This window comes from Methylobacterium indicum (assembly GCF_001043895.1).
GTDB classification, from domain to species: Bacteria; Pseudomonadota; Alphaproteobacteria; order Rhizobiales; family Beijerinckiaceae; genus Methylobacterium; species Methylobacterium indicum.
Genome location: NZ_JTHF01000270.1, coordinates 1 through 13,960 on the forward strand (window position 1 = coordinate 1; position 13,960 = coordinate 13,960).

Genomic DNA, 13,960 nt, shown 5'->3' on the forward strand with positions numbered 1-13,960 from the left:
ACCTCGTCCTGAGCGGCGGGGCCTACCGGCCGCCGCCCGCGATGTCAAGGTGGGACCGGCGCGGGACGCAGGGGTTGGGGTGCGTTTACCGGTTCTTAACCATCCCGCCGTTAACTCGCAGGCAAGATTTGCAGGAGACGCGGCGTGTCCGAACCCGCTTTGAAGACGCAGACCACCGCCGCGCCGCGGCCGGCCCAGGGCCCGCTCCAGGACTGGCTCGCGACCCTCTCCCGGATCGACGCCGCCGACCAGGCCGCCGCCGCCGCGCCGCGCCGCCCGGCCGAGGCCCAGACGGCCTGGGAGCCGCGCATCGTCGCCCCGGCCGAGGCCGGTGCCGAGACCGCCAAGGTCGCCGCCGAGACGGCCAAGGCGCCGGTTTCCGCCCAGGCGCCTGCGACCGCCGCCCCGGCCCTGCGCGGCGAGGACGACGACCTGGCCGCTCTGATGGCCGAGAACATGATGCTCAAGGCGCGCCTGCGCCAGGAGAACGACCGCTACGACGAGCTGCAGGCGATGCTGGCCGATGAGCTGCGGGCCCTGCGCTCCCACGTGCAGCAGGAGGTCGACAAGGCCGAGGAGCTGCGCGCCGAGCGCGACCTGTGGATGGCCCGCGCCGAAGCCCTGGCCCAGCCGCTGTTCCAGCGCCGCTGATCCGCCCGACGACCCGGCGGAGACGCGCCCGGGGGGCGCTCCCGTTGGGGATCCGGTGACATGACGACGCCCCGGTGCCGATCTGCTCGGTGCCGGGGCGTCCTTGCGTTCGGGAGGCTTGCCGCGGCGAGCCCGTCCCGTCCAGTTCCGGCGGCACCGCTGGCCAGTGGTACCGTCGTAGGCGCGAAATGCCATGCCCCGCGAGGCGATTTCCCGAACGGCACAAAATGCTCTAGAGCGGCGGCGCCATTTCTCGCAGACCCCCGATGTCGCATAACAGCTTCGGCCACCTCTTCCGCGTCACCACCTTCGGCGAGAGCCACGGGCCGGCCCTCGGCTGCGTCGTCGACGGCTGCCCCCCGCTGATCCCGCTCGACGTGGCGGAGATCCAGGCGGATCTCGATCGCCGCCGGCCGGGCCAGTCGCGCTTCACCACCCAGCGCCAGGAGCCGGATCAGGTCCGCATCCTCTCGGGCGTCTTTGCCGACGACCGGACCGACGGCCGCCAGTTCACGACCGGCACGCCGATCGCGCTGATGATCGAGAACGTCGACCAGCGTTCGAAGGACTATTCCGAGATCCGCGACAGCTACCGGCCGGGCCACGCCGACTACGCCTACGATGCGAAATACGGCATCCGCGATTATCGCGGCGGCGGCCGCTCCTCGGCCCGCGAGACCGCGGCGCGGGTGGCGGCCGGGGCCATCGCCCGCAAGGTGCTGGCTGGAATCACCATCCGCGGCGCGCTGGTTCAGATCGGCCCGCACGCGATCGACCGCGCCCGGTTCGACTGGGACGAGGTGCAGAACAACCCGTTCTTCTGCCCGGACGCGACCGCGGCGGCGGAATGGGCCGTCTATCTCGACGGGATCCGCAAGGCCGGCTCGTCGGTCGGCGCGGTGATCGAGGTGGTGGCCGAGGGCGTGCCCGTCGGCCTCGGTGCACCGATCTACGGCAAGCTCGACGCGGATCTCGCGGCGGCCATGATGTCGATCAACGCCGTCAAGGGCGTCGAGATCGGCGACGGCTTCGCGGCCGCCGCCCTCCGGGGCGAGGAGAATGCCGACGAGATGCGGCCCGGCAACGACGGCCGGCCGATCTTCCTCGCCAACCATGCCGGCGGGGTGCTGGGCGGCATCTCGACCGGCCAGCCCCTGGTCTGCCGCTTCGCCGTCAAGCCGACCTCGTCGATCCTGACCCCGCGGGCCAGCGTCACTCGCGACAACCGTCCGGTCGACGTGCTGACCAAGGGCCGGCACGACCCCTGCGTCGGCATCCGGGCGGTGCCGGTGGGCGAGGCGATGATGGCCTGCGTGCTCGCCGATCACCTCCTGCGCCACCGGGCGCAGGTCGGGACCGAACCCGGTCCCGTGCCGGTGTTTCAGCCCGAGTCGTTTCAGTCGGAGTGAAATCACGGCGATTTCAGTTGGACTGAAATCGCCGCGGGTCTATGACGACGGCGTGAAACTCGGCGACTGGCTCCGGCAACAGGGCGTGACCCGCATCGACTTCGCGCGGCGCTGCGGGCTCTCTCCGGCGGCGGTGACGGGGTTGTGCAACAATCCCGAGCCCTGGCTCTCGCGGGAGACGGCCGCCGCCGTGGCGCAGGCGACCGGCGGCGCCGTCACCCCCAACGACTTCCTGGGGCTCGTCCCCTCGGGGCTTGGCCCCTCGCGGCAGGAGATGCCCGTGTCCCACGCATCGATCATCGAGGCCCTCGACGCCTTCGCCCGCGGCGAGATCGTGGTCGTCACCGACGACGACGACCGCGAGAACGAGGGCGACCTCGTCGTCGCCGCCTCGCTCTGCACGCCGGAGAAGATGGCGTTCATCATCCGCAACACCTGCGGCATCGTCTGCGCGCCGATCACGGTGGCGGAGGCCAAGCGCCTGCGCCTCGAGCCGATGGTCGCCTCGAACGACGCGCCGCTCGGCACCGCCTTCACGGTCACGGTCGACGTCAAGCACGGCCTGACCACCGGCATCTCGGCCGAGCAGCGCTGCAACACCGTCCGGGCGCTCGCCAACGGCAACATGGGCGCCACCGATTTCGTGCGCCCCGGCCACGTGTTTCCGCTGATCGCCAAGGACGGCGGCGTGCTGATGCGCTCCGGCCATACCGAGGCCGCCGTCGACCTGTGCCGGCTGGCGAAGCTCCCCCCCGTCGGGGTGATCTGCGAACTCGCCAACGACGACGGCACGGTGATGAAGGGGCCGCAGATCACGGCCTTCGCCGAGAAGCACGGCCTCAAGCAGATCTCGGTCGCCGAGCTGATCTCGTACCGCCAGGCGCGCGAGAAGCTGGTCGAGCGGGTCGGCACCTTCCCGGTCAAGACCGAGTGGGGCGAGATGACCGGCTACGCCTACACCACGCCGTTCGAGCCGATGCAGCAATTCGCCTTCGTGCACGGCCGCATCGGCGAGGGCCGCGACGTGCTGGTGCGGCTGCACCGCTCGAACGTGGTGGCGGACGTGATCGAGGGCGGCCGCACCATCGAGGCGGTGATGCGCCGCTTCGCGCAGGAAGGCCGCGGCGTGCTCGTCTACCTGCGCGACGGCACCGCCGGCGTGCCGCTGTCGCAGCTGCCCGACGGCGCCGGCGAGGACGGGGCGGAGGCGGCGCGCGTCCGCCAGTGGCGCGAGGTGGGTCTGGGCGCCCAGATCCTGCGCGACCTGGGCGTGGTCTCGATCCGCAACATCTCCAGCGCGGCGCGGTCCTATGTCGGCCTGTCGGGCTTCGGCATCGAGATGGTCGGCGACGAGCCGCTGGAAGGGTAGGGGCGCCTCGGCACCACCTGCGCGGTGCCGAAACCCTCCGCGTCGTCCCAGGGTCCCGGCGTGTCGTGCCGGACGACCCTCGAACGTCATCGAGCGCGACAGGTTGAGATCGCGCCCGCCCTGCTTCGGGGCGACGGGACGAGAGCGTCGCCGCAGCCACTCGCCGCCCTGCGCGGCCACCTCGCCGAGATCGGGATGGCGACGGCCCGGGGCCGGATGGCGATCAGGTTTCATGGACGCCGGTCGCCACGCATCCCGTCGATGCTGCGACGAGCGACGCGGCTGCGCCGGTCGGGCAACGACACGAGAGGATCGAGGCCCGGGAGAAGACGGATCGGGCAACCGAGCGGCTGACGACCCCGCTCCTCACCGAACCGATGTTCGTGCGTGTCACGCATGCGAGGGGCGGCAATCCGGAAGCATGCGGGGGCCGGAATGCCGCCCGACGCTCAATCCAGCGCGTCGAGCGATTGCGCCACGTCGGCGATCAGGTCCTCGATGGATTCGAGCCCGATCGACAGGCGCACCGTGTCGGGACCCACCCGGGCGGCCTCCTTGTCGGCGGCGGGGAGCTGGCGGTGGGTCGTGGTGGCCGGGTGGATCGCCAGGGACTTGATCTCGCCGATATTGACGAGGTGCGAGATCAGGTTGAGCCCGGTGATGAACTTCTGGGCCGCCGCCTCGCCGCCCTTGAAGCCGACGGTGAAGATCGAGCCGGCGCCCATCGGCGAGTAGCGGTTCGCCATCGCCTCGCCGGGCTGGCCCGGCAGGGACGGGTAGCTGACCCAGGCGACCTTCGGGTGGTCCTTCAGGAAGGCCGCCACCGCACGCGCGTTCGAACAGTGGCGCTCCATGCGCAGCGGCAGGGTCTCGGTGCCGGTGAGCGTCAGGAAGGCGTTCATCGGCGACAGGCCGGGGCCGAGGTCGCGCAGGCCGAACAGGCGGCAGGCGACCGCGAAGGCGGTCTCGGGGAAGCGCTCGGAGACGACGAGGCCGTCATAGTCCGGCCAGGGCTCGTTGATCAGGTTGTAGCGGCCGGTTCCCTTCCAGTCGAAGCGGCCGCCGTCGCAGACGATGCCGCCGATCACCGTGCCGGAGCCCGACAGGAACTTCGAGGTCGAGTGGACCACGATGTCGGCGCCGTGCTCGATCGGCCGGATCAGGGCCGGGGAGGCGAGCGTGTTGTCGACGATGAGCGGCAGGCCGTGCCTGTGCGCCACCGCGGCGACGCCCGCGAGGTCGATCACCGTCCCGCAGGGGTTCACGATCGACTCGCAGACGACCGCCCGGGTCCGGTCGGTGATCGCCGCTTCGAAATCCTCGGGGGTGAGCCCCCGGGTGAATTGCGGCACGAGCTCGTAGCGGCCCTCGAGCCGCCGCATCAGGCCGAGGGACCCGCCGAACAGGCGCGAGGACGCGACGTAGGCGTCGCCCGAGCGCATCAGGGTCATCAGCACGAGCAGCATCGCCGACTGGCCCGACGCCACCGCGACCGCCGCCTTGGCGCTCTCCAGCGAGGCGACCCGGCGCTCCAGCGCCGCGACGGTCGGGTTCGAGCCGCGGGAATACGAGAAGCCCGTCGCCCGCATGGCGAAGATGTCGGCGGCCTGCTCGTTCGATTCGAACACGAAGCCGTTGGTGAAGTAGATCGGCTGCGCCCGGGCACCGGTGGCCGGATCGGGAGCGGTGCCGGCATGGACCGCCCGGGTGGCGAAATGGAGCGTGGTCGGATCGGTCATCGGCAATCTTCCGTGGAGGGATCGGCTCAGGCGGCGCGGCGCACGGTGGCGTGCAACGTCCGCACCAGGGCCGAGGGTGCGTAGGGCTTGGGGATGAAGCGGGCGCCGGGGGGCATGTCGTGCGGGCCGGGGCTCCCCATGCCGGAGACCACCAGCACGGGAATGCGCGGCCAGCGCCGCGAGACGAGGCGGGCGAGGGCGAAGCCGTTCATCGAGCCGAGCGGCATGTCGACGTCGGTCATCAGCACCTCGACGTCGGAGCGGCTCTCCAGCACCTTGAGCGCCTGGTCGGCGTGGGGGGCCTCCAGCACGGTGAAGCCGGCCTCCGCCAGGGTGTCGGCGGCCTCCATCAGCAGCAGGCCGTCATCCTCGACGAGGAGCACCACCGGCGGGGCGTCGGTCTGCTCCCGACGAGCGTCGTCTCCCGGGCGGGTCTCTCCGTGGAGAACGTCCTGGGGTGGTCGATCCGGGTCAGATGTCATCGCGGGCAATGCGGGCGGGGGCGAATGGTTGCGGCCGAAGGGTTGCTGCCTATGGGGCCGCATCCCCTGGGTCAAGCGCGGCCGGGCGCGGTGCCGGGCAGGTCAGGCCGTCCCGTCCTGAAGCGCGGCGAGGGGCGCCTCCAGTTCCATCACCGCCCCCTCGGGCGGGAACAGGAGCGCGACGCGGCCGCCGAAGCTGTGCACCAGGCTGCGCTCGATCAGCCGCGACCCGAAGCCGCCGCGTGCCGGCGGCGCGACCAAGGGGCCGCCGCTCTCGCGCCAGCGCAGGTGCAGGACCGCCCGCGGGCCGCCGACGACCTCCCAGGCGATCGCGACGCGCCCGGCCGGGCTCGACAGGGCCCCGTACTTCGCCGCGTTGGTGGCGAGCTCGTGCACCATCAGGGACAGGGTCAGGACCGCGCGCGGGCCGAGGGCGACCGCCGGCCCCGTAGCGGTGCAGCGGTCCGGCACTCCGTCGAGATGCGGCGCCATCGCCCCCGCCACGACCGCCGCGAGGTCGGCCTCCGCCCAGGCGCCGCGGATCAGCACGTCGTGGGCGTCCGCCAGCGCCATCAGGCGGCCGTTGAAAGCCTCCGTGGCCGCCTCCAGGCTCGTGGCGCTGCGCAGGGTCTGGGCGGCCACCGCCTGGACGAGGGCCAGGGTGTTCTTCACCCGGTGAGCCATCTCCTGCATCAGGAGCGCCTGCTGTTCCTCGGCCCGGTACGCCTCGGTCACGTCGCGGGAGACCGCGAGCAGCCGCTCGGGCGTGCCGTCGGCGCCCTGGATGGCCGAGACCACCACGTCCCACCAGCGCGGGGCCTCGGCGGGGCCGGAGGCGGCGCGGAAGCGGCCGGTGCGCCCGGCCCGGGCGGCGGCCAGCGCGAGGTCCGCCGCGACGCGGTCGGTCGGGTCCGGCCAAGAGGTCGCCCAAGAGGTCGCCCAGGGCGTGCCGGTTCCCGACTGGTCGGCGGTGGTCGCCCGGCCGTCCTCGCAGCGCCACTGCACCGTCCCGTCGAGGGTGAGGACCTGGATGGCATCGCGGCTGGCGGCGAGGAGCCGCGCGGTGAAGGCCTCGCTCGCCTGGAGCCGCGCGTTCAGCTCCTCGGCGGTGGCGAGCCGTACCTCCCAGTCGGGACGCGTCCGAGCCGGCGGGGGCGTTTCGGCCGGCGAGGCCTGCCGCGCCTCGCGAAGGAGCGCACGCAGGCGGGCGATCTCGTCGCGGAGCGCGCGCTGGCGTGCGAGCTCGCCGCCGGCCGGAGGGCCGGCGCGAGGGTCAGGGTCGGTGTCGTGGACGACCATCGCACCCGCCTCCAGGCCCGACCGGGCGGTCCCGCGATCCGGCTCGTCCGGCACCGAATCCGGACGTGCCCCAATAGATCACGGGACCAGGCTTGGCGGCAATCGCGGTGCGTCGCCGCGGCGGACCGGCGAGGGCCGGTCGGTTAGGCGAGCGCCTGGTCGAGGTCGGCGATGAGGTCGCCCGGATCCTCGATGCCGACGGAGAGGCGCACCACCTCCGGGCCGGCGCCCGCCCGGGTCTTCTGCTCGTCGGTGAGCTGGCGGTGGGTGGTCGAGGCCGGGTGGATCACGAGCGACCGGGTGTCGCCGATATTGGCGAGGTGCGAGAAGAGCTTCAGGTTCGAGACCAGCGCCACGCCCGCCTCGTAGCCGCCCTTCAGGCCGAAGGTGAACACCGCGCCGGCGCCGTGCGGGCAGTACCGGCGGTGGAGCTGGTGGTAGCGGTCGGCCTCCAGGCCCGGATAGCTGACCCAGGCCACCGCCGGGTGGCGGCTCAGGTGCTCGGCCACGGTCTTGGCGTTGTCGGAATGGCGCTGCATGCGCAGCGGCAGGGTCTCGATGCCGTTGATGATCAGGAACGCGTTGAACGGCGACAGGGCCGGGCCGAGGTCGCGCAGGCCGAGCACCCGCACGGCGATGGCGAAGCCGAAATTGCCAAAAGTTTCGGACAGGACCATGCCGGCATATTCCGGCCGCGGCTGCGACAGCATCGGGTAGCGGGCGTCGCCCGCCCAGGCGAACGAGCCGCCGTCGACGATGAGGCCGCCGATCGAGTTGCCGTGGCCGCCGAGGAACTTGGTGGCCGAATGGACCACGATGTCGGCGCCGTGCTCGAACGGCCGGATCAGGTACGGCGTCGCCATGGTGTTGTCGACGACGAGCGGGATGTTGTGGCGCTTGGCGACCGCCGCGATCGCCGCGATGTCGGTGATGACGCCGCCCGGATTGGCGATCGACTCGATGAAGATCGCCTTGGTGCGCGGCGTGATCGCCGCCTCGAACGAGGCCGGGTCGTCGGTGTCGGCCCAGACGACGTTCCAGCCGAAGTTCTTGTAGGAATGGTTGAACTGGTTGATCGAGCCGCCGTACAGCTTGTTGGCGGCGATGAACTCGTCGCCCGGCTGCATCAGGGCGTGCATCACTAGGAACTCGGCGGCATGGCCCGAGGCCACCGCCACGGCGGCGGTGCCGCCCTCCAGCGCGGCGATGCGCTCCTCGAGCACCGCGTTGGTCGGGTTGGTGATGCGGCTGTAGATGTTGCCGAAGGCCTGCAGCCCGAACAGCGAGGCGGCATGGTCCACGTCGTCGAACACGAACGAGGTGGTCTGGTAGATCGGCGTCGCCCGGGCGCCGGTGGCGGCGTCCGGCGCCGCGCCGGCATGAATCGCGAGGGTGTTGAAGCCGGGCAGGCGGTCGGTCATGGCGTCCTCGGGCGTCGGTCTCGTGCCGACGTGCTTAGGACCCGCGGCGGCCGCGGGTCAAGCGGCGCCATCCCTCGAATTGCAAAGTGATTTCTGGTCATTGCGGCGGGCGCCGCGCTCGGAAACTTCGATGGAGAAGCAACGTCTGAAAATCGGGACGATCTAGAAAGATCCGTCTTCGCAACGTCGCGGCGGAGCGGACGTTATGACTTCGCCCGCTCCGCGCCCGCCCTCAGCGGTAGTGACGATGCCGGCGATGGTGGTGGTGATGGCGCCCGCGCAGGTTGGTGCGGTAGGCGCGCCGGCCGGGATCGATCCCGAGCACGCCGTTGACGCCGCCGACGGCGCCACCCACCGCTCCCCCGACGATGCCGCCGACCGGGCCGGCGACGCGGTTGCCCTCGCGGGCGCCCCGCTCCATGCCGCCGGGAATGCCCTGTGCCTCGGCGGCGCCGGCGAGCGCCAGGGTCGAGAAGGCGAGGGCGGCGATGAGCCTGAGCTTCATGATCGTCACTCCGAGGGGCCGACACGGTGCCGGCCCGGCGCAGGACTAACGGCCGAGGCGCCCGGAGGGTGGCATGCCGGCCTCGCGATCGGCCAGGGTCGTTACCGAAACGTCACAGGCCGGTCGGGGCGACGAGGCGGACGGCCGGGGCCGTCCTCACTCCGCCAGCGCGCGAGCCTCTTCCGGCAGCATGATCGGGATGCCGTCGCGGATCGGGTAGGCGAGCTTGGCCGAGCGGCTGATCAGCTCCTGGCGGGCCGAATCGTAGTCGAGCCGTTCCTTGGTCAACGGGCAGACCAGGAGCTCGAGGAGCTTGGGGTCGACGCGGGCAGCCTCGGAGGCGGGAGAATCGGTCATGGGTTTCCTCGAAGGTCCGTCCGGGTGGTCCGGCGGGGCATGTGCCGGGACGGCTTAGCGCCGGGAGGCCCTGGCGCAAAGCCCGGCCTATTGCAGCGTCGGCTCTCCGCCCGCTCCCCGCACCAGTTCCATCTCGGTCACGGCGATCAGCACCTCGGCCCGGGTCTTGAGGTCGGGGGCCTCCAGCATCGCCTGCTTCTCGCGCGGGCCGAACGGGCTCATCATGCAGAGCGCGTTGACCAGCGCCTCGTTCGGCGCCTCCTCGATCCCCGCCCAGTCGACCTTGAGGTCGTTGGCGTCGACGAAATCGCGAAGGGCCTTCAGCACTCCGGCGCGGTCCACCGCTTCCTCGCCGGCCCGGGCGTGGAAGTCGCTCTCGAAGGGCGCGAAGGTCACCTTGCAGCGGCGGTAGCCGGTCGTGGTGGAGAGCTCCTCCTCGACGCGGAAGCGCGCGATGCCGGTGAGCGAGATCAGGTAGCGGCCGTCGCCGGTCTCGGCGAACTGGGTCACCCGGCCGGCGCAGCCGACGCGAAACAGCTTCGGCGAGAGCGGCGTCTCGCCGGATTCCGAATCCGGCTGGATCATGCCGATCACCCGGTCGGTGCGCAGCGCATCGTCCACCATCGCGAGGTAGCGCGGCTCGAAGATGTTGAGGGGCATCTGGCCCCGCGGCAGCAGCAGGGCGCCGGGGAGCGGAAAGACCGGGATCACGACCGGGCAGTCGGACGGTCCCTTGTAGGCGACGTTCATGCTCATCGGCGTCGCTCCCGCGAAACGAAGGGGACCCGGGCCCGTCGTCGCGGGTCCGGGATCGCATTCGTTGTTCTAGGGCGCCGCCTTCCGGCGTGGATACCTGTCCGGCGTAAATGCCGCGCCGGAGTGGCCTTTCGGCCCGTCAGGAGAACATCAGGGTCGAGAGCTTGCGCCGGCCGCGGATGGTCATCGGGTCCATCGGGCCCCAGGCCTCGAAGAGCTGCAGCAGCTGCTTGCGGGCGCCGTCCTCGTTCCAGGTGCGGTCGCGGCGGACGATCTCGATCAGCTGGTCGACCGCCTCCTGCTGCTGGCCCTTGGCGTTGAGGCCGAGCGCGAGGTCGAACCGGGCCTGGTAGTCGGCCGGGTCGGCCTCGATTCGGCGCTGGAAGCCGGCGAGGTCGCCGAGGGAGGCCGCCTGCTCGGCGAGCTCGATCGCCGCGCGGACCGCGGCGATGGCCGGGTCCTTGGCGGTCTCGGGCGGTGCCGAATCCAGGAACTGGCGCGCGCCCTCGATGTCGTCGCGGTCGAGGAGCAGGCGGGCGAGTGCCGCGATGGCGCCAGCATGGCCCGGCTCCTGGCCGAGCACGGCGGCGTAGATCTCGGCGGCGGCGTCCTGGTCGCCAGTCTCGGCGGCGGCTTGCGCCTCCGCCATCAGGTCCTCGACCGCGGTGGGGCCGAGGGGGCCGACCAGGCGCTCGATGAAGGCCTTCACCTGGCCCTCGGGCAGGGCACCCATGAAGCCGTCGACCGGCTGGCCGCGCTGAAACGCGATCACCGCGGGGATCGACTGGATGCCGAGCTGGCCGGCGATCTGGGGATGCTCGTCGATGTTCATCTTGACGAGCTTCACCTTGCCGCCGGCGTCCTTGACGGCCTTCTCGATGATCGGGGTGAGCTGCTTGCAGGGCCCGCACCAGGGCGCCCAGAAATCCACCAGCACCGGCTGCTGCAGGGATTCCTGCATCACGTCCTGCCGGAAGGTCGCGGTGGTGGTGTCCTTGATCAGCGCGCCCGCAGGAGTCTGGCCGGCCGCGGGAGTGTCGGTAAGCATCGATGACCTCGGGAGAACGGCCTTCACGTCGCGGGCCCGGTTGGCCCGCCGAACAGATGGGGTAGACCGGCCGCCCCGGCCAGGGCAAGGCGCAAGGATAGGCGCGAGGCCGAGGACCTGCACGAGGCCGAGACGGGTATGCGATCCCGGATCCGCGTCCCGGATCTCACCCGTCGCCGCGCCGCCTCATGCGGCCGAGGGCCTTCGTGAGCGCCGGCTCCAGGGTGCGCAGCTCCTCCAGATGTGCCGCGGTCAGCCGCGCCAGCAGCGCCTCGGCCTTCGGGGTCGGCGTCAGCGCCACCCGGCGACGGTCCTGGGGCGAGGCAGCCTTCGTCAGGAGGCCCGCCTCGACCATGCGCGAGACGAGCTCCGCCGCCGTCTGCGGTGCGACCAGGAGCTGCGCGGCCACGAACCCGACCGTCGGCGGGCCGTCATGGCCGGCGATGGCCAGGAGCGCCTGGTGCTGCTGGGCCGGCAGGCCGACCTTCGCGGCCGCCGCCTCGCTGAAGGCGAGAAAGCGCCGCAGTTCCAGCCGGAACGCCGCGATCGCCGCGTATTCCTCCCGCGCGAGTCCCTCGCCTGCCGCCTCGTCCCCTGCAGCATCCTGGCTCTCGCCTGCATCCCCATCCATCGGCTCGCGTCCCGTTTAAAAACATCGTATTGCGATATATATCGATCGACATCGAAGACCCGCCCGAGAGCCCTCGCATGCCCCGTTCCCCGACCGCCGCACCGGTCCGGCGCCGGCCCCTGGCCGATTTCCGTGCCGATCCGCGCCTTCTCGTCCTCGTCGCCATGGCGCTGCTGATCGGGCTTGCCGGCACGGTCGCCGCCTGGGGGCTTCTCGCCCTGATCGCGCTCGTCACCAACCTCGCCTGGTTCGGACGGTTCGCGATCGGCAGCGCGTCGCTTGCGGGAGCGACGCCCTCGCTGTGGATGGTCTGTCTTCCCCCGCTCGGCGGCCTCGTCATCGGGCTGATGGCACGGTTCGGCTCGGAGAAGATCCGCGGTCACGGCATCCCGGAGGCGATCGAGGCGATCCTGATCGGCGGCAGCCGGATGTCGCCCAAGGTCGCGGTGCTGAAACCCGTCTCCTCGGCGATCTCGATCGGTACCGGCGGTCCGTTCGGCGCGGAAGGGCCGATCATCATGACGGGGGGCGCCCTCGGCTCGCTGTTCGCGCAGTTCTTCCATCTCAGCGCCGCCGAGCGGAAGACCCTGCTGGTCGCCGGCGCGGCGGCCGGCATGACGGCGATCTTCGGAACGCCGGTCGCCGCCGTGCTGCTCGCGGTGGAACTGCTGCTGTTCGAATGGCGCCCGCGCAGCTTCATCCCGGTGGTCGCCGCCGCCGTCACCGCGACGGTGCTGCGCCCGGCCCTGTTCGGAGAAGGCCCGCTGTTTCCGTTCGCCGCCGATCCGGTCCTGCCGTGGTGGGGGCTGATCGCCTGCGCGGGCCTGGGCGTCGCGGCCGGATTGCTGTCGGGGCTGCTCACCACGCTGCTCTACGCCTGCGAGGACGCCTTCGAGCGCCTGCCGATCCACTGGATGTGGTGGCCGGCGCTGGGCGGCCTCGCGGTCGGCCTCGGCGGGCTGGTCGAGCCCCGGGCGCTCGGCGTCGGCTACGACGTCATCGCCGATCTGCTCGGCGGACATCTGGCGCTGAAGGCCGTGCTGCTGATCCTCGGCGTCAAGGCGGCGATCTGGCTCGTCGCGCTGTCGTCCGGCACGTCGGGCGGCGTGCTCGCCCCACTCCTGATCCTCGGGGGAGCCATGGGCTGGGTCGCCGGCACGCTGCTGCCGGGCCATCCCGGCTTCTGGGCGCTCCTCGGCATGGCGGCGATGCTGGGCGGTACGATGCGGGCGCCGCTCACCGGGGCGCTGTTCGCGGTCGAGCTGACCGGGGACGTGCACGCGCTGCCGGGGCTGCTCGCCGCCTCGGCGGCGGCCTACGCGGTGACGGTGCTGCTTCTCAAGCGCTCGATCCTGACGGAAAAGATCGCCCGGCGCGGCCAGCACGTCACCCGCGAATACGGCATCGACCCGCACGAGCTCACCCGCGTCGCCGACGTGATGGTGCGGGACGTGGACACGCTGCCGGGCGCCATGCCGCTACCGGAGGCGGCCGCCGTGCTGGCGGCCGGGCGGCACCGGACCTACCCGGTGGTGGACGATGCCGGACGCCCGGTCGGCCTCGTCTCGCGGGCCGATGCGCTGCTGTGGACGACGGAGCCCGAGCACGGGGGCGAGCGCCTCGACGGGCGGGTCCCGGAGGACGCGCTCGCCGTAGTCCATCCCGGCGACGTCACGGCGCACGCCATCGAGCTGATGCTGGCCACCGGCCAGGGCCGCCTGCCGGTCACCGACCCGGAGAGCGGCCGGCTCGTCGGGCTCCTCACCCGCAAGGACCTGCTGCAGGTGCGCGCTGCGTTCGGGCGGGCGGAGGCGGAGCGGCAGGCGTATTTCGTGCGGGGGCCGAAAGCTGCGCAGAGCGCGTGAGACGGGTCACCCCTTCAAGTGATCCAGCGGCAACGCCGTCGTGTACTTCACCTGATCGAGCGCGAAGCTCGACCGGATCTTCGCCACCCCGGGGATGCGGGTCAGGTAGTCGACGATCAGCCGCTGGTACTCGGCCAGGTCCTCCACCACCACCCGCAACATGTAGTCGGCCTCGCCGCTCATCAGGTAGCATTCCATCACCTCCGGCCGGTGGCGGATGGCATCCGAGAAGGCCTGGAGGGCGGCCTGGGTCTGCTTCTCCAGCGAGACGTGGACGAAGACGTTGACGTGGAGGCCGAGCGCCTGCGGATCGGCCACCGCGACGCAGCGCCGGATGATGCCCCGGGCCTTCAGGTCGGCGACCCGGCGCCAGCACGGCGAGGTCGAGAGCCCGACCGCCTCGGCGAGGTCGCCGACCTGAAGGCCCG

At 71.8% G+C, this 13,960-nt stretch carries 14 protein-coding genes; 4 read left to right on the forward strand and 10 right to left on the reverse strand.

Features of this window, described 5'->3' with window-relative positions; genetic code table 11:
* Window positions 1–144: 144 nt before the first annotated feature.
* The 3 genes from QR78_RS26570 to ribB all read left to right on the forward strand — a co-directional run bounded on the left by QR78_RS26570 (window position 145) and on the right by ribB (window position 3,429).
* Entirely contained in the window at window positions 145–651 is a 507-nt protein-coding gene (locus QR78_RS26570; RefSeq protein ID WP_048430613.1) for a hypothetical protein, read from the forward strand.
* A 266-nt stretch (window positions 652–917) separates the two neighbouring features.
* Entirely contained in the window at window positions 918–2,060 is a 1,143-nt protein-coding gene (aroC, locus tag QR78_RS26575; protein WP_048430614.1) for a chorismate synthase, read from the forward strand.
* A gap of 274 nt (window positions 2,061–2,334) precedes the next feature.
* Window positions 2,335–3,429 carry a 3,4-dihydroxy-2-butanone-4-phosphate synthase gene (gene ribB, locus QR78_RS26580; protein ID WP_407942722.1) on the forward strand — a complete coding sequence of 365 codons (1,095 nt, stop codon included), beginning with the start codon at window positions 2,335–2,337 and terminating at the stop codon, window positions 3,427–3,429.
* Between the two features lie 449 nt (window positions 3,430–3,878).
* Here ribB and QR78_RS26585 read toward each other — a convergent pair whose 3' ends face one another.
* The 9 genes from QR78_RS26585 to QR78_RS26625 all read right to left on the reverse strand — a co-directional run bounded on the left by QR78_RS26585 (window position 3,879) and on the right by QR78_RS26625 (window position 11,667).
* Window positions 3,879–5,168: an O-acetylhomoserine aminocarboxypropyltransferase/cysteine synthase family protein gene (locus QR78_RS26585; RefSeq protein WP_048430615.1), complete on the reverse strand. Its 1,290-nt coding sequence runs from the start codon at window positions 5,166–5,168 to the stop codon at window positions 3,879–3,881.
* A 26-nt stretch (window positions 5,169–5,194) separates the two neighbouring features.
* Entirely contained in the window at window positions 5,195–5,554 is a 360-nt protein-coding gene (locus QR78_RS26590; protein WP_048430616.1) for a response regulator, read from the reverse strand.
* Between the two features lie 198 nt (window positions 5,555–5,752).
* Window positions 5,753–6,949 carry a sensor histidine kinase gene (locus QR78_RS26595; RefSeq protein WP_053221106.1) on the reverse strand — a complete coding sequence of 399 codons (1,197 nt, stop codon included), beginning with the start codon at window positions 6,947–6,949 and terminating at the stop codon, window positions 5,753–5,755.
* Between the two features lie 143 nt (window positions 6,950–7,092).
* Window positions 7,093–8,370: an O-acetylhomoserine aminocarboxypropyltransferase gene (locus QR78_RS26600; protein WP_048430617.1), complete on the reverse strand. Its 1,278-nt coding sequence runs from the start codon at window positions 8,368–8,370 to the stop codon at window positions 7,093–7,095.
* A gap of 232 nt (window positions 8,371–8,602) precedes the next feature.
* Window positions 8,603–8,875 carry a hypothetical protein gene (locus tag QR78_RS26605; protein WP_048430618.1) on the reverse strand — a complete coding sequence of 91 codons (273 nt, stop codon included), beginning with the start codon at window positions 8,873–8,875 and terminating at the stop codon, window positions 8,603–8,605.
* A gap of 156 nt (window positions 8,876–9,031) precedes the next feature.
* Entirely contained in the window at window positions 9,032–9,232 is a 201-nt protein-coding gene (locus QR78_RS26610; RefSeq protein ID WP_048430619.1) for a Trm112 family protein, read from the reverse strand.
* Window positions 9,233–9,319: 87 nt separating this feature from the next.
* Window positions 9,320–9,988, reverse strand: coding sequence for an LON peptidase substrate-binding domain-containing protein (locus QR78_RS26615; RefSeq protein ID WP_048430620.1), 669 nt, complete (start codon window positions 9,986–9,988; stop codon window positions 9,320–9,322).
* Between the two features lie 139 nt (window positions 9,989–10,127).
* Window positions 10,128–11,036 (reverse strand): thioredoxin, encoded by a 909-nt coding sequence (trxA, locus tag QR78_RS26620; protein WP_048430621.1) that lies wholly within the window; start codon window positions 11,034–11,036, stop codon window positions 10,128–10,130.
* 166 nt (window positions 11,037–11,202) lie between these two features.
* Window positions 11,203–11,667, reverse strand: coding sequence for a MarR family winged helix-turn-helix transcriptional regulator (locus QR78_RS26625; protein WP_048430622.1), 465 nt, complete (start codon window positions 11,665–11,667; stop codon window positions 11,203–11,205).
* Between the two features lie 77 nt (window positions 11,668–11,744).
* On the opposite strand from QR78_RS26625, the gene QR78_RS26630 reads away from it, so the two are divergent.
* A complete protein-coding gene (locus QR78_RS26630; protein WP_048430623.1) occupies window positions 11,745–13,532 on the forward strand; it encodes a chloride channel protein in 1,788 nt (595 codons plus the stop codon).
* A gap of 6 nt (window positions 13,533–13,538) precedes the next feature.
* Here QR78_RS26630 and QR78_RS26635 read toward each other — a convergent pair.
* The coding region (locus QR78_RS26635) for an Lrp/AsnC family transcriptional regulator (RefSeq protein WP_048430624.1) at window positions 13,539–13,960 on the reverse strand (422 nt) is incomplete at its 5' end.

Bases quoted from the DNA above. Each gene is read 5' to 3' on its own strand.
- trxA (WP_048430621.1), bottom strand. From the start codon at position 11,036: ATGCTTACCGACACTCCCGCGGCCGGCCAGACTCCTGCGGGCGCGCTG.
- QR78_RS26605 (WP_048430618.1), bottom strand. From the start codon at position 8,875: ATGAAGCTCAGGCTCATCGCCGCCCTCGCCTTCTCGACCCTGGCGCTC.
- ribB (WP_407942722.1), top strand. From the start codon at position 2,335: ATGCCCGTGTCCCACGCATCGATCATCGAGGCCCTCGACGCCTTCGCC.
- aroC (WP_048430614.1), top strand. From the start codon at position 918: ATGTCGCATAACAGCTTCGGCCACCTCTTCCGCGTCACCACCTTCGGC.
- QR78_RS26595 (WP_053221106.1), bottom strand. From the start codon at position 6,949: ATGGTCGTCCACGACACCGACCCTGACCCTCGCGCCGGCCCTCCGGCC.
- QR78_RS26615 (WP_048430620.1), bottom strand. From the start codon at position 9,988: ATGAGCATGAACGTCGCCTACAAGGGACCGTCCGACTGCCCGGTCGTG.
- QR78_RS26630 (WP_048430623.1), top strand. From the start codon at position 11,745: ATGCCCCGTTCCCCGACCGCCGCACCGGTCCGGCGCCGGCCCCTGGCC.
- QR78_RS26610 (WP_048430619.1), bottom strand. From the start codon at position 9,232: ATGACCGATTCTCCCGCCTCCGAGGCTGCCCGCGTCGACCCCAAGCTC.
- QR78_RS26625 (WP_048430622.1), bottom strand. From the start codon at position 11,667: ATGGATGGGGATGCAGGCGAGAGCCAGGATGCTGCAGGGGACGAGGCG.
- QR78_RS26600 (WP_048430617.1), bottom strand. From the start codon at position 8,370: ATGACCGACCGCCTGCCCGGCTTCAACACCCTCGCGATTCATGCCGGC.
- QR78_RS26585 (WP_048430615.1), bottom strand. From the start codon at position 5,168: ATGACCGATCCGACCACGCTCCATTTCGCCACCCGGGCGGTCCATGCC.